The organism is Brachybacterium sp. EE-P12, from assembly GCF_003711805.1.
Lineage (GTDB): Bacteria > Actinomycetota > Actinomycetes > Actinomycetales > Dermabacteraceae > Brachybacterium.
Genome location: NZ_QXCP01000009.1, coordinates 344398 through 363950, shown reverse-complemented (window position 1 = coordinate 363950; position 19553 = coordinate 344398). Strand labels below are relative to the sequence as shown.

General features: G+C 69.4%; 18 protein-coding genes and 1 tRNA gene. 11 read left to right on the top strand and 8 right to left on the bottom strand.

Translation table 11 applies throughout. The annotated features are described in order from the left end of the window. Positions 1-112: 112 nt before the first annotated feature. On the top strand, positions 113-2023 hold the full coding sequence (locus tag D1648_RS13910; RefSeq protein WP_122942861.1) for a ribonucleoside triphosphate reductase: 1911 nt from the start codon (positions 113-115) through the stop codon (positions 2021-2023). Further along, complete coding sequence (locus D1648_RS13905; protein WP_206424814.1) at positions 2020-2787, top strand: anaerobic ribonucleoside-triphosphate reductase activating protein; 768 nt, start codon at positions 2020-2022, stop codon at positions 2785-2787. Before D1648_RS13910 ends, D1648_RS13905 begins: the two co-directional genes overlap by 4 nt. A 76-nt stretch (positions 2788-2863) precedes the next feature. Here the strand turns inward: D1648_RS13905 and D1648_RS13900 are convergent, their stop codons facing one another. Beyond that, on the bottom strand, positions 2864-4231 hold the full coding sequence (locus tag D1648_RS13900; protein ID WP_241155502.1) for a DUF418 domain-containing protein: 1368 nt from the start codon (positions 4229-4231) through the stop codon (positions 2864-2866). Positions 4232-4447: 216 nt separating this feature from the next. Between D1648_RS13900 and nrdF the strand changes: the two genes are divergently transcribed. The 3 genes from nrdF (at position 4448) to D1648_RS13885 (ending at position 6431) form a co-directional block, all read left to right on the top strand. Beyond that, positions 4448-5416, top strand: a complete 969-nt coding sequence (gene nrdF / locus D1648_RS13895; protein WP_122943354.1) for a class 1b ribonucleoside-diphosphate reductase subunit beta — start codon at positions 4448-4450, stop codon at positions 5414-5416. A 288-nt stretch (positions 5417-5704) separates the two neighbouring features. Continuing rightward, a complete protein-coding gene (locus D1648_RS13890; RefSeq protein WP_122942859.1) occupies positions 5705-5989 on the top strand; it encodes a GlsB/YeaQ/YmgE family stress response membrane protein in 285 nt (94 codons plus the stop codon). A 118-nt stretch (positions 5990-6107) separates the two neighbouring features. Next, positions 6108-6431, top strand: coding sequence for a hypothetical protein (locus D1648_RS13885; protein ID WP_122942857.1), 324 nt, complete (start codon positions 6108-6110; stop codon positions 6429-6431). Positions 6432-6593: 162 nt separating this feature from the next. Here D1648_RS13885 and D1648_RS13880 read toward each other — a convergent pair whose 3' ends face one another. Beyond that, positions 6594-7247, bottom strand: a complete 654-nt coding sequence (locus tag D1648_RS13880; protein ID WP_122942855.1) for a YigZ family protein — start codon at positions 7245-7247, stop codon at positions 6594-6596. A gap of 135 nt (positions 7248-7382) precedes the next feature. Between D1648_RS13880 and D1648_RS13875 the strand changes: the two genes are divergently transcribed. Continuing rightward, positions 7383-8012: a hypothetical protein gene (locus D1648_RS13875; protein ID WP_122942852.1), complete on the top strand. Its 630-nt coding sequence runs from the start codon at positions 7383-7385 to the stop codon at positions 8010-8012. Positions 8013-8109: 97 nt separating this feature from the next. Here D1648_RS13875 and D1648_RS13870 read toward each other — a convergent pair whose 3' ends face one another. The 3 genes from D1648_RS13870 to ectA all read right to left on the bottom strand — a co-directional run bounded on the left by D1648_RS13870 (position 8110) and on the right by ectA (position 10563). Then, positions 8110-8502 (bottom strand): ectoine synthase, encoded by a 393-nt coding sequence (locus D1648_RS13870; RefSeq protein ID WP_087484858.1) that lies wholly within the window; start codon positions 8500-8502, stop codon positions 8110-8112. Between the two features lie 107 nt (positions 8503-8609). Further along, positions 8610-9932: a diaminobutyrate--2-oxoglutarate transaminase gene (gene ectB / locus D1648_RS13865; RefSeq protein WP_122942850.1), complete on the bottom strand. Its 1323-nt coding sequence runs from the start codon at positions 9930-9932 to the stop codon at positions 8610-8612. A gap of 88 nt (positions 9933-10020) precedes the next feature. Beyond that, positions 10021-10563 carry a diaminobutyrate acetyltransferase gene (gene ectA / locus D1648_RS13860; RefSeq protein WP_241155501.1) on the bottom strand — a complete coding sequence of 181 codons (543 nt, stop codon included), beginning with the start codon at positions 10561-10563 and terminating at the stop codon, positions 10021-10023. A gap of 341 nt (positions 10564-10904) precedes the next feature. Between ectA and D1648_RS13855 the strand changes: the two genes are divergently transcribed. The 3 genes from D1648_RS13855 (at position 10905) to D1648_RS13845 (ending at position 13194) form a co-directional block, all read left to right on the top strand. Continuing rightward, on the top strand, positions 10905-12416 hold the full coding sequence (locus D1648_RS13855) for a sodium:alanine symporter family protein (protein ID WP_122942846.1): 1512 nt from the start codon (positions 10905-10907) through the stop codon (positions 12414-12416). Between the two features lie 151 nt (positions 12417-12567). Continuing rightward, positions 12568-12639: transfer RNA gene (locus tag D1648_RS13850), tRNA-Lys, on the top strand. Between the two features lie 240 nt (positions 12640-12879). Further along, positions 12880-13194 carry a hypothetical protein gene (locus D1648_RS13845; protein WP_122943351.1) on the top strand — a complete coding sequence of 105 codons (315 nt, stop codon included), beginning with the start codon at positions 12880-12882 and terminating at the stop codon, positions 13192-13194. A 153-nt stretch (positions 13195-13347) separates the two neighbouring features. Here the strand turns inward: D1648_RS13845 and D1648_RS13840 are convergent, their stop codons facing one another. From D1648_RS13840 to D1648_RS13830, 3 genes are all read right to left on the bottom strand, one after another. Beyond that, entirely contained in the window at positions 13348-15528 is a 2181-nt protein-coding gene (locus D1648_RS13840) for a heavy metal translocating P-type ATPase (RefSeq protein WP_228359032.1), read from the bottom strand. A 222-nt stretch (positions 15529-15750) separates the two neighbouring features. Beyond that, positions 15751-17253 (bottom strand): multicopper oxidase family protein, encoded by a 1503-nt coding sequence (locus tag D1648_RS13835; protein ID WP_122942844.1) that lies wholly within the window; start codon positions 17251-17253, stop codon positions 15751-15753. A gap of 32 nt (positions 17254-17285) precedes the next feature. Continuing rightward, a complete protein-coding gene (locus tag D1648_RS13830) occupies positions 17286-17522 on the bottom strand; it encodes an SHOCT domain-containing protein (RefSeq protein WP_122942841.1) in 237 nt (78 codons plus the stop codon). A 161-nt stretch (positions 17523-17683) separates the two neighbouring features. On the opposite strand from D1648_RS13830, the gene D1648_RS13825 reads away from it, so the two are divergent. Beyond that, a complete protein-coding gene (locus D1648_RS13825; RefSeq protein ID WP_228359030.1) occupies positions 17684-18397 on the top strand; it encodes a response regulator transcription factor in 714 nt (237 codons plus the stop codon). Between the two features lie 67 nt (positions 18398-18464). Further along, positions 18465-19541 carry a cell wall metabolism sensor histidine kinase WalK gene (locus tag D1648_RS13820; protein WP_122942837.1) on the top strand — a complete coding sequence of 359 codons (1077 nt, stop codon included), beginning with the start codon at positions 18465-18467 and terminating at the stop codon, positions 19539-19541. Positions 19542-19553 lie beyond the last annotated feature (12 nt).

Here is a 19553-nt window from a genome sequence, read left to right as displayed (position 1 = left end):
CCACTAGATGTTGTGTCTCGTGCCTAACGTGAGCCCATCGCCGCCATCGGCGACCGCTCCGGGCATCCGCCCCGGGGTCTCTCCCCACCCCACCCCAGATCAGGAGAGAGCCATGACCTCGACAGCCTCCACCCCCTCGGCAGCCACCGGTACGGCCAGCCTCACCGCGGCCGACACCGCCGCCGCCCGCCCTCTCGTCGACCCCGTCACGACGATCACCGAGTACGTGGACCGCTCCGACTGGCGCGTGAACGCCAACGCCAACCAGGGCTACTCGGTGGGCGGGATGATCCTCAACGCCGCCGGGAAGATGACCGCCGAGCACTGGCTCGGGGAGGTGTTCAGCCCGGCGGCCGGGCGCGCCCACCGCGAGGGCGACCTGCACATCCACGACCTCGACATGCTCACCGGGTACTGCGCGGGCTGGTCCCTGCGCGCCCTGCTCGAGGAGGGCTTCAACGGGGTCGCCGGGGCGATCGCCTCGCGCCCGCCGAAGCACTTCTCCTCCGCCTGCGGCCAGATCGTGAACTTCCTGGGCACCCTCCAGAACGAGTGGGCCGGGGCCCAGGCCTTCAGCTCCTTCGACACGTACATGGCGCCCTTCGTGCGCCTGGACGCCATGAGCTACGAGCAGGTGCGCCAGCACATGCAGGAGCTGATCCACAACCTGAACGTCCCCAGCCGCTGGGGGTCGCAGTGCCCCTTCACCAACCTCACCTTCGACTGGACCTGCCCGGCGGACCTGCGCGAGCAGCGACCGCTCGTCGGCGGCGAGGTCCAGCCCTTCGCCTACGGCGAGCTGCAGGCCGAGATGGACCTGATCAACCGCGCCTACCTGGACGTGATGACCGAGGGGGACGCCGACGGCCGCGCCTTCACCTTCCCGATCCCCACCTACAACATCACCGCGGACTTCGACTGGGACTCCGCCAACGCCGAGCGGCTGTTCGCGATGACCGCGAAGTACGGCCTGCCCTACTTCCAGAACTTCCTGAACTCGGACCTGGATCCGGGGATGATCCGCTCGATGTGCTGCCGCCTCCAGCTGGACATGCGCGAGCTGCTCAAGCGCGGCAACGGCCTGTTCGGCTCCGCGGAGCTGACCGGCTCGATCGGCGTGGTGACCGTGAACATGGCGCGGCTGGGCCACCTGCACGCAGGGGACGAGGCGGCGCTGCTGGGTGCGCTGGACGCTCTGCTCGAGCTCGGGTGCGACACCCTCGAGCGGCGCCGGGCGACGGTGCAGGAGCTGATGGACGCCGGCCTCTACCCGTACACGAAGCGGTACATGGGCCATCTCGAGAACCACTTCTCGACCCTCGGCGTGAACGGCATGAACGAGATGGTCCGCAACTTCACCGGCGACCGCCACGACCTCATGGACGAGGAGGGGCTGGCGATGTGCCTGCGGACCCTGGACCATGTGCGGGCGCGGATGGTCGAGTTCCAGGAGGCCACCGGCCATCTCTACAACCTCGAGGCCTCCCCGGCCGAGGGCGCCACCTACCGCTTCGCGAAGGAGGACCGCGCCCGCTTCCCCGGGATCCTCACCGCCGGGACCGCGCAGAACCCGTACTACACGAACTCCTCGCAGATCCCCGTCGGCGCCACCGAGGACCCCTTCGAGGCGCTCGAGCGGCAGGACGAGCTGCAGACGAAGTACACCGGCGGCACCGTGCTGCACCTCTACATGAACGAGGCCATGAGCTCCGCGACGACCTGCCGGGAGCTGGTGCGGCGGGCGCTGACCCGCTTCCGCCTGCCCTATCTCACCGTCACGCCGACCTTCTCCATCTGCCCCACCCACGGCTATCTCTCCGGCGAGCACCTCGAGTGCGAGCGCTGCGGGCAGGCCTGCGAGGTGTGGACGCGGGTGATGGGCTACTTCCGTCCGGTCGCCTCCTTCAACATCGGCAAGAAGGGCGAGCATGCCGAGCGCACCTTCTTCACCGAGCGGGCCGCGCAGGTGGGCGCCCCGGCCTCCGCCCCTGCTCCGGCTGCTGCTCCGGTGCCGACGGCGTGAGGACCGTCCAGATCGCGGCATCGGACCTGCAGATCGCAGGTCTGGTGCCGCTGTCCACGGTCGACTGGCCCGGACATCTCACCGCGACCGTCTTCTGCCAGGGATGCCCGTGGTCGTGCGCCTACTGCCACAACACGGCGATCCTCGACCCCGCCGTGCCGGGGGCGGTGCCCTTCGCCGCGCTCGAGGAGCTGTGCGCGAGGCGGCACGGGCTGCTGGACGGCGTGGTGTTCAGCGGGGGAGAGGCCACGGCGCAGCACGCGCTGGTCCCCGCGGCCCGGCAGGTGCGGGCGGCGGGCTTCGCCGTCGGCCTGCACACCGGCGGCGCCTATCCCTCCCGGCTGCGCACCCTGCTGGGCCTGGACCGGGAGGGCCGACGGGTCGAGGACCCGCTCGTGGACTGGGTCGGCTTCGACGTGAAGGCGGCGCCCGCCGGATACGCGGCGCTGGTGGGCCGCGGCGGCGCCTTCGCGAAGGCGGAGCAGTCGCTGCACCTGCTGCTCGGCTCCGGGATCTCGCACGAGCTGCGGATGACCCTCACCCCGGCGCTCGCGGCGCAGGTCGAGGACGTCGTCGACCTGCTGGCCGGGGTCGGGGCGGACCATCTGGTGCTCCAGCGCGCCCGCCCCGACGGCACCGACCCCGGCTTCGCCCGCGAGCTCGGTGCGGTGGCGGACTGGCCGGAGCGCTTCGAGGCGGCGGCCGACCGCGCTCGCCGGCACGGCCGGGACCGCGGGGTCGAGGTGAGCCGACGCGCGGACTGAGGGTCGAGGCCCCGCAGGGCCCCGGAGGGTGCGCCACGAGACGTCCTCGGGCTGCGCGCCCTCCGGGCGGTGCCGCTCACCGTCCCGCCGGGTCGATCGTCCCGTAGGTCATCCGCCGCAGCAGCTTCTCGGCCGGTCCGCGCAGGCCGCGCGAGCCCATCCACGCCGCGATCGGGAGGGAGACCAGCCACACCCCGAACGCGATCGCGAGCGCGGGGGCGGTCGACAGGGTCCCGCCGAGCCCGAGGCCCCAGGCGGCCATGAGCGGCGCGAGCAGGAGCGACTGGAACAGGTAGAAGGTCAGCGAGCGCTGGCCGACCGCGGCGAGGCTCCGCTCGAGCCGGCCGGGCTCGCGGGTGCGGGCCGGGGCGGTCTCCGTGCGGGGCGCGCCGTAGGCCCGCTCGGCGGGGGAGAGGTCCCGGTCGGCCGACGGGTCGGGGCGCGGCGCCTCCTCGCCCGGCTCCCTCCCCTCGAGGTGCAGCGCGAGCAGCCCGAACAGGGCCGCATAGCCGAGACCGCAGGCGACGCCGCTGAGCGTGTTCCAGCCCGTGAGCATCCAGGGCGCCGCGGCAGGCAGCTCGTACGCCCCGAGGATCGCCAGCGCCTCGGGCAGGCCGCCGAGCCAGCCGATCGCGATGCCGACCACCGCCGTGCGCCGCAGCAGGCGGCGGTGCCGCCACGGCTCGTCGAGGATCCTCCGCCGTGCCGCGAGCCAGCCCAGCAGGATCGGCAGCGGGGCGCCCATCAGCGCCGCGGCGGGCAGGGTGACGCTCCACAGCCCGAGCCGGTACAGCATCGAGACCAGGTACGGGGTGTCGTAGGCGAGGGGGCGCGCGAAGCCGGTGCCCATGTCCACGCTCGCCATCTCGGCGGTCACCTCCGCCGGCACGAACAGCGCCAGCGCCACGCCGCTGACGATGCTGAACAGGGCGAAGAGCGCCATCAGCGCAGCGAGCACGATCGCCCAGATCCGCAGGGTCCGGGAGCGTCGGCCGAAGAGGCACCACACCAGCACCAGCGCGCTGAGCGCATACACCCCGAGGATGTCGCCGTAGAACAGCAGCGCGGCATGCAGCGCACCGAGCAGCAGCATCGCCCAGTGGCGGCGGCGCATCATCGTCCGCACCGCGCCGGGATCCAGGCCGCGATCGATGCGCGAGCGGTAGAACTGCACCATCCCGTAGCCGAACAGGAAGGCGAACAGCGGCATCGCCCGGTGGTCCACCGCGACCGTCATCACGGCCTGCGCGATCGCATCCAGCGGTCCGTCGGCGGGGATGTGCGGGGTGCCGCCGACGGACTCCGTCGAGCGCCACAGGAACCAGGAGACGTTGGCCACCGCGATGAGCGCGAGCATCAGGCCCCGGGCGATGTCCGGGGCGAGGGAGCGGTCAGGCGCCGTGGGGGCGGCGATGTCGACGGCGGGGACGGGAGCGGAGGTCACGGCAGGGCCTTCCGGAGGAGCGGGCGTCGTCGCGCCCACGCTAGTGCGGCGGGCGCCGACCGCCCCACGACGAAAGTCATGGATCGCCCGTCCGATCGGTGGCCGGAACCACCTCGGCACCGGCGGGCCGGAGGGCCTTTCACGAGCCGCGGATGCCTAGACTGGAGGGCATCCGACGCCGACCCCCTGACCCCCTGAGGAGCAAGTGAGGCTGTGGTGAACGACCACCTGAAGACGACGGTCCAGGCGATCAACTGGAACCGGATCCCGGACCCGAAGGACCAGGAGGTCTGGGACCGCCTGACCGGCAACTTCTGGCTTCCCGAGAAGGTGCCGCTGTCCAACGACGTCCAGTCCTGGAACCGCCTGGCCGAGTCCGAGCAGCAGCTCGTCATGCGCGTGTTCACGGGCCTGACCCTGCTGGACACGGTGCAGGGCACCGTCGGCGCGGTCTCCCTGATCCCCGACGCGATCACCCCGCACGAGGAGGCGGTGTACACCAACATCGCGTTCATGGAGTCGGTGCACGCGAAGTCCTACTCCCAGATCTTCTCGACGCTGGCGAACACCAAGCAGATCGACGAGGCCTTCCGCTGGAGCGAGTTCAACGAGCCGCTCCAGAAGAAGGCGAACATCGTCATGGACTACTACCAGGGCGACGATGCGGAGAAGCGCAAGGTCGCCTCGACCCTGCTGGAGTCCTTCCTCTTCTACTCCGGCTTCTACCTGCCGATGCACTACTCCAGCCGCGGCGAGCTGACGAACACGGCGGACATCATCCGCCTGATCATCCGCGACGAGGCCGTGCACGGCTACTACATCGGCTACAAGTTCCAGAAGGCCGTGGAGAAGTCCGACGCCGCCCGCCAGGCGGAGCTGAAGGACTACACCTTCTCGCTGCTCATGGAGCTGTACGAGAACGAGGAGGAGTACACCGAGGACCTCTACGACCCGGTCGGCTGGACCGAGGAGGTCAAGACCTTCCTGCGCTACAACGCGAACAAGGCGCTGATGAACCTCGGCTACGAGTCGCTGTTCCCGCAGGACCAGACCGAGGTGAACCCCGCGATCCTCGCCTCGCTGTCCCCGAACGCGGACGAGAACCACGACTTCTTCTCCGGCTCCGGCTCGAGCTACGTCATGGGCAAGGCCGTCGAGACCGAGGACGACGACTGGGACTTCTGAGCCCCACGGCTCGCACCCGGCCCGCACGAGGCTGACGAGAGGCCCGGACCTGCACAGCGCTGCAGCTCCGGGCCTCTCCCATGCGCGCCGATGCGTGCCGGGCGGGGGCGGTCCCACGGCTGGGTGGAGCACCTCGCCGGGGCGGTCCGAGCGAGGGGATCGCCTCGCACGAACCGGTCGGTCATCGTCGTGACCTGCACTCTTGTGTATTCCCGCGCCATGCGGGCGGGAGAAGCGCACAATGGGGCCAGCACGTCCACCCTTCCCCCTCAGAAAAGGAGCACCGTCATGGGCTTCATCGGACTGATCATCTCCTGGCTGATCATCGGCGCGATCATCGGCCTCCTCGCCCGCGCCGTCATGCCCGGCAAGCAGGCCATGGGCCTGGGCATGACGATCATCCTCGGCATCGTCGGCGCGATCGTCGGCGGCTTCATCGGCGGCCTCCTCGGCGGTGACGGCGTCGGCGGGATCATGAGCAACCCCTGGAGCATCGGCACGATCCTCCTCGCCGTGATCGGCGCGATCATCGTCATGGTCGTCTACGGCCTGGCCACCAAGAACCGCGCCTGACCCCGCGCCGCACCGGCGCACCCCTCTCAGCGCGGCGCCGTCCCGGATGCTCCGGGGCGGCGCCGCCGTGCGTCCGCGACCACCTGGCGCTCTGCGCGGCGAAGGGCGAGACTGGGGCATGGACACCTTCGAATCGCTGATCACCGCCGATCTGGCGCGCGCCGGCCGGGCGCTGTCCCAGGTCTCCCTCGACGATCTCACCGACCGCACGGGCATCGACGCCGAGCTGCTCCACGCCTTCGAGCGCGGCCGTCACGACCTCACGGCCGAGCAGAAGCAGAGCCTCCGCCACGCGCTGGAGGAGTACGGCGTCCACTTCCTCCCCGCCGACGACGAGGCGGGGGTCGGCCACGGGGTGCGTCAGAAGTTCAACCCCCGCACCGTCAAGCGCCTCGAGAACTGGGAGAACGAGGGCGGGCCCGCCCGCGAGGACGACATCTGAGGCCGACGAGCGACGGGCCGCGCACGACGGGCGTTCGAGCGGGCATGTGCGAGAACTGGCGCTGAGCCAGCATCCACCCGCGTATACGGGGATGGATGCTGGCTGAGCGCCACCCGGTGCAACGTCCTGATCCGCCGCGACCCCATCACGGCGGATCAGGGCTCACAGCGGCACATCGGCCGTGCGGCGCCCCACCTCCCGGACGGTGCGCCGACCTGCGGACCAGCGGGCCGTGTCCTCGCGCAGGTCCTCGAGATCCGCGGGATCCACGAGCACGGTGAGGACCGCGGACCGGGCACCGTACTCGGTGGGCTCCACCGCGGCGGCGTGGGCCGCGGCCCAGATCCGCACCGCGTTCTCCGCGATGCCTGCCTCCGCCGGCGGTACCTCGATCCGCGCCACGAGCAGCTCCTTGCGGCGCAGCAGCGAGGCGGCGGCGACGGCCTGCTCGATGCCCGCGGTGTAGGCGCGCACCAGGCCGCCCGCCCCGAGCTTCACCCCGCCGAAGTAGCGGATCACGATCGCGAAGGCGTCCACCAGCCGTGCGTTCAGCAGCGACTGCAGCATCGGCATCCCTGCGGTGCCGGCCGGCTCGCCGTCGTCGTTGCTGCGATGGACCTCGGCGCGCTCGCTCGTCTCGTCCAGCACGAGGGCGGTGCAGTGGTGGCGGGCGCCGGGATGCTCGGCGCGGGCCGCGCGCAGCAGGGTGTCGGCCTGCTCGACCTCGCTCACGCGGTGCAGGCGGGTGAGGAAGCGGGACTTCTTCTCGACCAGCTCGGTCTCGACGTCGGTGGCGAGGACGAGGGGAGCGGGCATGCAGGCGAGTGTAGGCGCGATGGACGCGATCCCGCCCTGCCGCTCGCGGCGGGCACCCGCTAGCCTGTCCCTGTCGTCGCGGGTCGGCATCGCTCCTCGTCGGCGTCCAGTCCGCGAACGCTCCAGGAGCTCACCGTGACCCAGCCTCCCCCGCCCTCCTCGCCCTCCGGACCGCTCGCCCCGCAGCCGGCCGGCTGGAACCAGCCGGGCTCGCAGCCCGGGGGCGGCTGGAACCAGCCCCCTGGTGCGCCCGCTCCGGCGACGAAGCCGTCGAAGGCGCCGAAGGTGCTGATCATCCTCGGTGCGGTGGTGCTCGCGCTCAGCCTCGTCATCGGGATCGTCGTGGCGGTGATCGGCTTCGGCGGCGTGGCCAGCGGCGCCTCGAAGTACCAGGTCTTCGAGAGCGGCAGCGGCACCTACGCCGCCGAGGCCGACGAGACCGTGCAGCTGTACGCCGAGGAGGGCGTGCCCGCCCCCGAGTGCGTGGTCGACGGGCCCGCGGTGGGGGAGGGCACCATCCAGACCAGCGGCTTCGGCAACGAAGGGCGGGAGTGGGACTCCTTCGACTCCTTCACCGCCGAGCAGGCCGGCGACTACACGATCGACTGCGCCGGCACCCCGGTGATGGTGGGTCCGCCCGTGTCGATCGGCGGGATCTTCGCCGGGCTCGGCGGGATCTTCCTCGCCATCGGCGGCGGGGCGCTCGGCATCCTGCTCCTGCTGATCGGGGTGATCATCCTGCTCGTGCGGCGCAGCCGAGCCTGAGCCGCAGGGCCTGGACCGTCGGCGCTGACGGCACCATGACGGACGGGCCCGGCCGGAGCGATCGCTCCGACCGGGCCCGTCCTGGCGAGGAGAGCGCTCAGGCGTCCTCGGTGATCAGCGGGTACACGCCGTTCTCGTCGTGCACCTCGCGCCCGGTGACGGGCGGGTTGAACACGCACACGCAGCGGATCTCCTTGCGCACGCGCACCTTGTGCTTGTCGTGGTCGTTGAGCAGGTACAGCGTGCCCGGGGCCAGCTGGTGCACCTCACCGGTGGCGAGGTCCTCGATCTCGCCCTCGCCGTGGGTGATGAACACGGCCTCGATGTGGTTGGCGTACCAGAAGTAGCTCTCGGTGCCCTCGTAGAGGGTGGTCTCGTGGACGGAGAAGCCGACACCCTCCTTCGCCAGGATGATGCGCTTGGAGCGCCAGTTCTCCGACTTGATGTCGGCGTCGGTGTCCTCGATCTCGGCGAGCGAGCGGACGAGCATGATGGGGGTCCTTCCGGTGGTCGGTCCAGGGTCGGGGGCTGCGCAGGGTGGTCCCGGCGCAGAGCGTCGGCCCGCCGACGGCTGTCGACGGGCCGACGAGGATGTGGTCAGGCGCTCGCGAGCGCCTCGTCGACGGCGGCCTCGATGATGTCCAGGCCCTTCTCGAGCAGCTCCTCGGGGATGGTCAGCGCCGGCAGGAGCTTGACGACCTCGTCGGAGGGGCCGGAGGTCTCCACCAGCAGGCCCTCCTCGAAGGCGCGCGCGGCGATGGCGCCGGCGATCTCGCCCGAGGGCATCTGCAGGCCGCGGGCGAGGCCGCGACCCTTGACGATCAGCTCGTGCTCGGGATGCTTCGCCGCGATGCGGTTGAAGCGGCTCTCCACGTAGGCGCCCTTGGCGATGGTCGCCTTCTCGAACTCGTCATCGCCCCAGAACAGCTCGATCGCCTTGGTGGCGGTGGCGAAGGCCGGGCCGAAGCCGCGGAAGGTGCCGTTGTGCTCGCCGGGCTCCCAGATGTCCAGCTCGGGCTTGATCAGGGTGAGCGCGAGCGGGTGGCCGTAGCCGCTGATGGACTTCGACAGGGTGACCATGTCCGGCTCGATCCCCGCCTCCTCGAAGCTGAAGAAGCCGCCGGTGCGGCCGCAGCCCATCTGGATGTCGTCGACGATCAGGAGGATCTCGTGCTCCTTGCAGAGCGCCGCGAGGCCGCGCAGCCACTCGGCGCGGGCCGCGTTGATGCCGCCCTCGCCCTGCACGGTCTCGACGATCACGGCGGCGGGCTTGTTCAGGCCGGAGCCGCCGTCGGTGAGCAGCCGCTCGAGGTACATGAAGTCGGGGATGACCTGGCCGAAGTAGTCGTCGAAGGGCATCGGGGTGGCGTGCACCAGGGGGATCCCGGCGCCGCCGCGCTTCATCGAGTTGCCGGTGACGGACAGGGCGCCGAGGGTCATGCCGTGGAAGCCGTTGGTGAAGCTCACGACGGACTCGCGCCCGGTGACCTTGCGGGCCAGCTTCAGCGCGGCCTCGACGGCGTTCGCGCCGCCCGGGCCGGGGAAGGCGACCTTGTAGTCCAGGCCGCGGGGCCGGAGGATCTTCTCGTCGAAGGTCTGGAGGAACTCGCGGCGCACGTCGGTGAACATGTCCAGGCCGTGCACGACCCGGTCCTCGAGGTAGTGGTCGATCACGACCTGCTTCAGCTCGGGGTGGTTGTGGCCGTAGTTCAGGGTGCCGGCGCCGGCGAAGAAGTCGATGTACTCGCGGCCGTCCTCGGCGGTCAGGATCGAGCCCTTGGCGTGCGTGAACACGGCGGGCCAGCCGCGGGAGTAGGAGCGGACGCCGGACTCGAGCTCCGTCGGGTCGACGGTCGGGGCGCCGGCCGTCTCGGCCGGCTGCGGCTTGGCGGTGGTCTCGGTCGGTGCGGTCATGGTCATGACATCTCCTGGGTGGGGGGTGCGGTGGTGTGCGGGGGCAGGAGGGCGCGCGGCGGCGCCCCTGCCCGGTGGGGCACGGGCGGGGGACTCAGCTCCCGGCGTGCAGGGGGCTGATCGTGTGCAGCAGCTCGGCGCCGTGGCCGGCGTCCGGGAAGTGCTGCTCGGTGATCAGCGGCTCGATGCGCTCCTCGGCGCCGTGGCGCCGGGCGAAGGAGGCGAACAGCCTCTGGGAGGCGGTGTTGTCCTCGGTGATGGTGGTCTCCAGCTGCGTGACCTGCGGGAGGTCTTCCAGCAGCGCGTCGAGCATGCGCCCGGCGACCTGCTTGCCCCGCTGGGAGGCGTCCACCGCGATCTGCCAGATGAACAGCGTCCCCGGCGCGGTGGGCCGGAGGTACCCGAGCACGAAGCCCACGGCCTCGCCGTCCTGGAGGACGAGGCGGGAGCTGGCCGCGAAGTCGCGGGCCAGCAGGAGGTAGGCGTAGGAGGTGTTCAGGTCGAGCGTGCCGCTGTCACGGGCGAGGCGCCACATGTCGGCGCCGTCGGCCAGGGACGGAGGGCGGATCTGCAGGTCCTGGCTGCTGTCGGGAGCCTGCTCGGTGGATGAATGGTGGTCTGCGCTGTGCGTCGTCAACGGGCCCATATCGCCGTCCACGCTAGCCCGGCTGCGCGCGCTTCGGGACCCCTCGGTCGGGCCGGGGAGGGGGTTCCTCGGTGTGTCGTGACGCAATCGTGACGATCGGACGTCTGTCCGGCGGATTGTCCGACAACCCCGTTCGATGTGTGGCGACCTGCGGTGTTGCCATGCAGGCCGGGGCGTGGATCGGGGGCCTCGACCGTGCGCAGTGGCGTGTGTCACATGTCCGTGCTGTGGGACGCACTCCTCGCGCGCGCGGGTATCCAGAGGACTTGCCGTCCCGCGCGGGCGGCCGGGCCACGAGGGCGGTGCATGCCGCGCCCGCTACCGTCGAGCCCATGAATCCCCTCGAATCGCTCAACGAGTTCCTCGGCAACGCCGAGGGGTGGCTGTGGACCTGGGCAGGGATGCCCGTGGTCATCGTGCTCGGCCTCTACTTCAGCGTCCGCACCGGCGTGGTGCAGCTGCGGATGATCCCCGCGATGTTCTCCGCGATCGCGCAGAAGCCGGTGCAGGAGGAGGTCCAGGCCTCCGGCGGCGACGCGAAGCGCTCGAAGTCCCTCAGCGCCTTCCAGGCCTTCTCCGTCTCGGCCGCGGCCCGCGTGGGGACCGGCAACATCTCCGGCGTGGCCGGCGCGATCTTCCTCGGCGGCCCCGGCGCGGTGCTGTGGATGTGGGTGATGTGCATCCTCACCGGCGCGGCGAGCTTCATCGAGTCGACCCTCGCCCAGTTGTGGAAGACCCGCGCCGACGACACCTACAAGGGCGGACCCGCCTTCTACATCCACCGCGGTCTCGGCTCACGCGGCTTCGGCGCCTTCTTCGCGGTGCTGTTCATCTTCTGCTTCGCCTTCGCCTTCACCTCGCTGCAGGCCAACACCATCGTCGACGCTGTCTCCGGCGCGGTCGCCGTCTACGCCGATCCCGAGGGCATGCCGTGGCTCGCTCCCGTGCTCGGGATCCTGCTCGCGGCGCTCACCGCCGGGATCATCTTCGGCGGCATGCGCCGCGTCGCGAACGTCGCCCAGAACATGGTCCCGATCATGGCCGGTCTCTACCTGCTGATCGGCATCGTCATCGTCGGCCTGCACCTGGGCGAGCTGCCCCGCGTGCTCACCCAGATCGTCACCGAGGCCGTCTCGCCGCAAGCCGCGATCGGCGGCGGCCTCGGCGCCGTGATCGTCAACGGCGTCCAGCGCGGCATGCTCTCGAACGAGGCCGGCATGGGCTCGGTCCCCAACGTCGCCGCGACCGCCTCGGTGAGCCACCCGGTCAAGCAGGGCCTCGTCCAGACCCTCGGCGTCTACTTCGACACCCTGCTGATCTGCTCGATCACCGCGTTCATCGTGCTGGTCTCCTTCCCGGACGTCTCCACCGGCGGGGAGGGCCTGGTGATGGTCCAGCAGTCGCTGTCGACGACCCTCGGGCCGTGGGCCGCGATCGTGCTGGCGCTGATCATGTTCCTGCTCGCCTTCACCTCGGTGCTGGGCAACTACTCCTACGGCGAGGCGAACATGCACTTCCTGACCTCGAAGCGGGGCTGGCACATGGCGTTCGGCGCCGCCGTGGTCGCGCTCGTGCTGATCGGCTCCGTGATCGCGGTCGACCTCGCCTGGACCATCGCAGGCGTCTCGATGGTGTTCATCGCACTGATCAACCTCGTGGTGATCGCGCTGCTGGCCCCCACGGCGGTGAAGCTGCTGAAGCACTACAACGCCCAGCGCGCCCAGGGCCTGGATCCGATCTTCCTCGCCTCCGACCTCCCCGAGATCAAGAACGTCGAGGTCTGGGTCGACGAGGACGTGTGCGACTACCAGGACGAGCGCGAGGAGGCCGCCGTGGCGGGGTGATCCTCCGGCCGGCCATCGCCGTGCCACGAGGCCCGCGCCGAGGACTCCCGTCCTCTGCGCGGGCCTCGCCGTGTCCGGTGCCGACGGGTGGTCAGGGCGCCCGACAGGGCGCCCCGCGCCGGTAGGATGGACCGGTCCGCGCAGCGGGCAGGGGCCTGTAGCTCAGTGGTAGAGCATCGGACTTTTAATCCGCGGGTCGAGGGTTCGATCCCCTCCGGGCCCACCCTGGTCAGGACTATGCTCGTGGTTGCGGGCCTCGCCCCAAAATGGGCAATGACAGCAACGCTGACAGCAACGCGGCTGTGTGTGCTGTGCGGGACGAGGGGTGACAGCAACCGATCCTTCGCCACTCCGCGAGCGCCGTCGGGACAGATTCAGAATGCCTCGGCCACAGTGCTCCACGTCCTGGTGGAGGGCGGGCGAGCATTCCGAACATCAGCTCCTCAGTCACGGAGGTATGTGCATGAGTGCCGCCGAACGGCCCAGAGTTGTCTGCCTCTGCGGTTCGCTGCGCTTCCAGAGCCTGTTCGAGTCGGAGCGGCGTCGTCTTACTGCGCTCGGGATGATCGTGCTCGCCCCCGAGGCGATCGATGAAGACCTGACACCAGCCCGACGTGAGGCTCTGGGGGAGCTGCATCTACGCCGTATCGACGTGTCGGACGAGGTGCGAGTGGTGAGCGAAAGCGGATACCTCGGATCGGCAACGCGGCGTGAAATTGCGTACGCGAGAAAGAGGTGCAAGAGCATCAGCTCAATGGATCCGATCCTCGACCTCTAAAGCCATCGGGGCATCCCCCTTTTCTTCATCGCGCGAGTTGCGGGATTAATGGCCGGTTCCGATTCTCGGTGTCGTCTCGACGCTCATGGTGGGCCTTGATCGTGGAGTACTGCGTTGACGACGATCATGAGAGGTTCCGTTCTGTGAGCGGGATCAGCGTCGGTCGCGCAGGGCCGCGACAGTTGCTTCCGGGTGCAGGTCGAGGCGTCGCAGGAGCTGGGCGTTCATCGCGACGACGACGGTGGACAGGGACATGAGGATCGCGCCGACGGACATGGGCAGCACGAATCCGATAGGGGCGAGGATTCCGGCGGCGAGCGGCACGGAGATAAGGTTGTAGCCGGCTGCCCACCAGAGGTTCTGCTTCATCTTCCGGTAGGCGGCGCGGGAGAGCTCGATCACTGAGAGCACCGAGCGAGGATCGGAGCTGGCAAGCACCACACCGGCCGAGGCGATCGCGACGTCGGTGCCGGCCCCGATGGCGATGCCGACATCGGCCTGGGCGAGGGCGGGGGCGTCGTTGACGCCGTCGCCGATCATCGCGACCTTCTTGCCCTCCTTCTGGAGCTGGGCGACCTTCGAGGACTTGTCCTCGGGACGTACCCCGGCGAAGATACGGTCGATGCCGAGCTCACGGCCGACGCTGTTCGCGACCGCCTCGGCGTCGCCGGTGATCATGACGACCTCGACCCCCAGGCTGTGCAGGGCATCGATGGCTTCGCGAGATTCGGGGCGCACTTCGTCGTGGAGCTTGAGACCGCCGATCACCTCGCCGTCCCGGAGGACGTGGAGGATGATCGCGCCCTCCTGGCGCCAGGCCTCAGCGTCTTCGATCTCGCGTGCTCCGGTTTCCTCGAGCAGGCGGGGGCCGCCTACGCGGATCTCGTCTCCATCTACTTGGGCGCTCACTCCCAAGGCAGGGGTAGAGCTGATGTCGGAGCCCGTCGGGATCCGGACTCCCTCGGCCTGCGCCTTGGCGATGATGGCGCGGGCGAGCGGATGCTCGCTCTCGGCTTCGGCGGCAGCTGCCAGGGCCAGCACGTCGGTCTCCTCCGCGCCGCGGGTGATGATCTCAGCGAGGACGGGCTCGCCCTTGGTGAGAGTGCCGGTCTTGTCGAACAGGACGGCGTCGACGGTGCGCATCGCCTCCAGCGCCAGGCGGTCCTTCACCAGGACGCCGCCGCGGGCAGCCCGCTCTGTCGCGATCGAGACCACCAGCGGGATCGCGAGCCCCAGGGCGTGGGGGCAGGCGATGACCAGGACGGTCACCGTGCGGACCACTGCCTCATCGGGCATTCCGAGCAGTGACCAGGCGATTGCCGTGATCACGGCAGCGCCGAGAGCGAACCAGAACAGCCAGGCCGATGCCTTGTCTGCGATGCGCTGTGCCCGGGAGGTGGAGTTCTGCGCCTCGGTCACCAGGCGCTGGATGCCGGCGAGGGCGGTGTCGTCACCGGTGGCGGTGACCTCAATGCGCAGGCTGGAATCCGTGGCGACGGTCCCCGCCACGACGGAGTCTCCGGTGGAGCGCGTCACGGGACGGGACTCGCCGGTGACCATGGACTCGTCCACGTCGGCGCGGCCTTCGCGGATCGTGCCGTCGGCCGGGACGCTCGCCCCCGGGCGCACCAGGACCAGATCCCCGTGTTGCAGCTCAGTCGGTGAGACATTCACGATCTCGTCACCGTCGATGCGTTCTGCCATGTCGGGAAGCAGTGCGGCCAGGGAGTCGAGCGCGGAGGTCGTCTGGGCGAGGGATCGCATCTCGACCCAGTGCCCCAGCAGCATGATGACGATCAGCAGGGCGAGCTCCCACCAGAATTCCAGCTGGTGGTCGAGGAGGCCAAGGGTGGCTCCCCAGGAGGCGATGAACGCAACCGTGATCGCGAGCCCGATCAGGAGCATCATTCCGGGTTGACGGGAGCGGATCTCGGAGACTGCGCCGGTGAGGAACGGGCGGCCGCCCCAGATGTACATGACGGTGCCGAGGAGCGGGGCGATCCACATCGCGCCGGGAAGATCGGGAACGCTGTAGCCGAGCAGCATCGCGAACATCGGCGAGAATGCGACAACTGGGACCGCGATGATCAGGTTGATCCAGAACAACCGCCGGAACTGCCCGACGTGGTCTCCATGACCGGAATGGCCACCATGTCCTGAGTGACCCTCGTGGCCTGAGTGGTCCTCATGGTCGCCGTGAGATCCATCGTCGCTATTCGCGTCGGATGCGTCGCGCTCAGCAATGCCGGTGCCGGGAGATGTGTGGGAGGGATGAGGGTGCTGCATGTCGGGTTCTCCGTGGGCGTGACGGTGTGTGGGGTTGCCAGCGTTCATACGCCTGACCATATACCCCTGGGGGGTATGGGTCGAGGGGTTGGAGTCCGCTGTGAGCATCGGCGTGATCCAGGTGCGGAGGTGTGGCACTCGAGATATCACGTCGGCGCCAGAGTCCAAGCCGCTGACTCCGACCTGCTGGCCCGCTCACCCTTGAGCGAGGCCCAGGAGAGCGACACCAATGTCAGCCTTCTTCGGCGCCGGGGGCCGGAACGCACGGCGTCAGGATGCGTAATCGATCCCTGTCATCATGCCGGCTTCCTGGTGGTAAGCGTTGTGGCAGTGTGCCGCCCATCGACCCGGATTGTCCGCATCGAAGTCGAGGGCGACCGATTCCATGGGTGCCAGCAGCACGGTGTCCTTGCGGAGACCGGAGGGCAGGGCGAAGGTGTGGCCGTGGATGTGCAGGGGATGGGTCATCATCGTCTGGTTGGACGCGATGATCCGCACCCGCTGTCCTTCGCGGATGCCGAGCGGAGTGTTCTGCCCGTAGGGTCTTCCGTTGATTGCCCAGCGGTAGGGCTGCATCGAGCCTTGGAACGCAAGCTCCAGTTCGGTGTCGACGGCGCGGTCCTCGAGCCGCGCGGTCTCGGCCGGTTCCAGGGTGGACCCGATGAGAACCTCCCCGTCGAGCTCTCTGACCTGGACGTTCGGAGCGGGAACGGAACCGGAGCCGGTCCTCAGCACCGCGAGCCCCTGGCCGCCGCTGGTCTTCCCGACAGGACGGGCCACCAGAGGGAACATGCCGTCCTTCACGGTGACCACCACGTCGTACCGTTCACCCATGCCGAGATAGAGCGCCTTGGCGGTGACGGGTTCGACGGCGAATCCGTCCGAGTGGGTGACGGAGAGGTCGTGGTCGCCGAGCGCGAGGGCGAAGATGGTGTCGGCGGAGGCGTTGATCAGGCGGACGCGCAGGCGCTGGCCAGGCTTCGCCTCGAAGATCTCCGGCGCTTCGGGAACCTGGCCGTTGACGAGGAAGTGGGGGTAGGCCACGTCACCCGCGTCGCCCCAGGGCTCGCCCCCCATCGGCATGCCGCCGTGGTCCATGCTGCCGGGTCCGTCGTCGCCCATGGGCATGTCGCCGTGGTCCATGCCGCCGGCATCTGAGGGCCCGGCGCCGGTGAGCGCGGCCAGGACCTCGTCTGGGGTCTGCCCGGTGCCATCGATCCAGTCATCGAGGGTCACGATCCATTCCGCGTCGTAGTCACCGTTTTCGTCGGGATCATCGATGATCAGTGGTGCGTAGAGCCCGCGGTCGAGCTGCAAGCCGACATGGGAGTGGAGGAAGTAGGTGCCGGGGTCGGGGGCGACGAACTCGTAGGTGAAAGAGGCTTCCGGCTCGACGGCGTCCTGCGTCATCCCCGGCACCCCGTCGGCTGCGTTGTGCAGTCGGATGCCGTGCCAGTGGATCGTGGAGGTCTCGGGAAGGCGGTTCTCGAGCGTGATGTGCAGCAGGTCGCCGGCCGTGGCGCGGATCAGCGGCCCGGGGAGGCTCTCGCCGTATGCCCAGGTCGAGACCGTTTTCCCTCCGAGGTCCACCGTCGTCGGTGCCGCGGTGAGGGTCTGGGTGACGACGTTCTGACCGGCTTTCGGCGTAAGGGCAGGAGGCGGTGCGAAGGTCCCCGCCTCAGTCGGGGTGGTGCGGTTACCGCATGCCGCGAGTGTCAGCGCTGCCGCGCCGAGGCCTCCGGTGAACACGGTGCGGCGGGAAAAGGTCTTCACAGGTGTAGTCCTTCTGGAGTGAGGGGGTGGTGTCATGGCCGAAATGCGTTCAAGACCAGTCGTTGCCGTTGCTCGGACTCGTCGGCCGTGATCTCTCCTCGAGCCAGGCGCAGGGAGAGTTCCCCGATCGCCTCGTTCTCGTCCCGAGCGCGTCGGGGGCGCCCGGGCAGCACGGTGCGTGCCAGCAGCAGTGCCGAGGCCCAGAGGAGAACGAGGAGACCGGCGACCATCGCCCACATCAGCCACGACATCGCATCGGTCGGCATCATCGAGGGTCTCCCTTGGTCGAGTACGTACGCGGCACGGTCCACATCAGATTCCCCCGGGGCGGGCGAAGTTCTCGTCGAGAGTTCCTCAAGATCTGGTCCAGATAGTCCGTCTGCGCCTCCGTAGACGCGCGGTGTCCAGGAACGGAGACCAGACTGGAGCCATGAGGAGCGAAGCGGATCGAGCAGCGGCGATGGTTCTCGTCGTCGAGGACGAGGTCGCGCTGTCGGACGTGGTCCAGGCGTATCTCGCGAAGGCCGGCTACGCGACTGCGAGCGCGCGGAGCGGTCCGGAGGCGGTGGAGGCAGCCCGCACTCTGTCACCGGACGTGATCGTCCTCGATCTCGGCCTGCCCGGGCTCGACGGTCTGGAGGTGATGCGCAGGATCCGCGCCTTCTCCGACTGCTACGTGCTGATCACGACGGCACGGTCAGAGGAGGTGGACCGCCTGGTGGGGCTGTCGGTGGGGGCGGATGACTACCTCACCAAGCCGTTCAGCGTGCGTGAGCTCGTCGCTCGGGTCCAGGCCGTATTGCGCAGGCCCCGCGCCGATTCCGGGACGGCGTCTTCGGACACAGTGCGCACTTTTGGAGAGCTCGAGATCGACACAGCTGCCCAGGAGGTGCGGCTCGCCAGCCGGCCACTTCCGCTGACCCCCACCGAGAGGGGACTCTTGATGACCCTGGCGCTCAGTCCTGGCCAGGCCTTCAGTCGCAGACAGCTGATGGAGGCCGTCTGGGGCGACAGCTGGATCGGAGACGACCATCTCGTCGATGTGCACATCGCCAACCTCCGACGAAAACTCGACGAGACGGCTGAATCTGCACGGTTCGTCACCACGGTGCGCGGTATCGGATACCGGATGGGGAAGGGGTGAGCTCGTGACCGCACCGAATACATCTGTGCGAACGGTTCGCCCTAGCACCAGCTTGGCCTCGCGCCTGATGATCGGCCAGCTCATCGTGCTGCTCGCCGGCGCGCTCACCATCACGGTGCTGACGGTGATCATCGGGCCCGCCGTCTTCCACTACCACCTGCTCCAGACCGATCTCCCGGTGGGCAGCGACGAGCTCGTCCACATCGAACGCGCCTACCGTGACGCGCTCGCACTTGCCCTCGGGGTCGGACTGGTGGTCTCCCTCCTGGCCGCCGGCCTGGTCACCTGGAACCTGGCACGACGACTCCGCCAGACGCTTCACGGCCTCACCTCGGCTGTCGATGAACTGTCCCGCGGCCACTACTCCACGCGCGTGCCCTCCGTCGGAGCCGGGACCGAACTCGACTCCCTGGCCGCCACGCTCAACGACATGGCAGCGCGCCTGGACGCCGTCGAGGAGACCCGACGCCAACTGCTCTCCGACCTCGCCCATGAGCTGCGCACCCCCATCGCCACCCTCTCGGCACATCACGAGGCCATGGCCGATGGCGTCATCGAGCCGGAGGCAGCCATGCCCATCCTCGCCAGCCAGACCATGCGACTTTCGCGGCTGGCTGACGACATCAGTGAAGTGTCCCGGGCCGAGGAGGGCCAGCTCCCGGTACAGCTGCACCCCCTCACCGTCGACGACCTGCTGGAGTCGATACTCCCGGCATGGGATGAACGGTTCGAGACAGCGGGCGTGGCACTACGACGAGAAACGGCCCTGCCCCACTCCGTGACGATCCACGCGGACCCGGACCGCCTCGCCCAAGTCCTCGGAAACCTGCTGAGCAACGCTCTACGGCACACTTCCCCCGGAGGCACCGTCACGGTCTCGGCAGCCACCCACGGCAGCACGGTGGAGATCACGGTAGCGGACGACGGCGAAGGCTTCACCAATGAGGACCGGTCACGCCTGTTCGAACGGTTCTTCCGCGCCGACAGCTCACGCACCCGTGACAACTCCGGCTCAGGCATCGGCCTGACGATCAGTCGAGCCCTGGTCGATGCGCACGGCGGGACCGTGGCCGCGGCCAGTGAGGGCCCAGGACGGGGCGCCACCTTCACCATACGGTTGCCGCGAGCGATCACTGATCGCTGAGCCGGCCGCGTA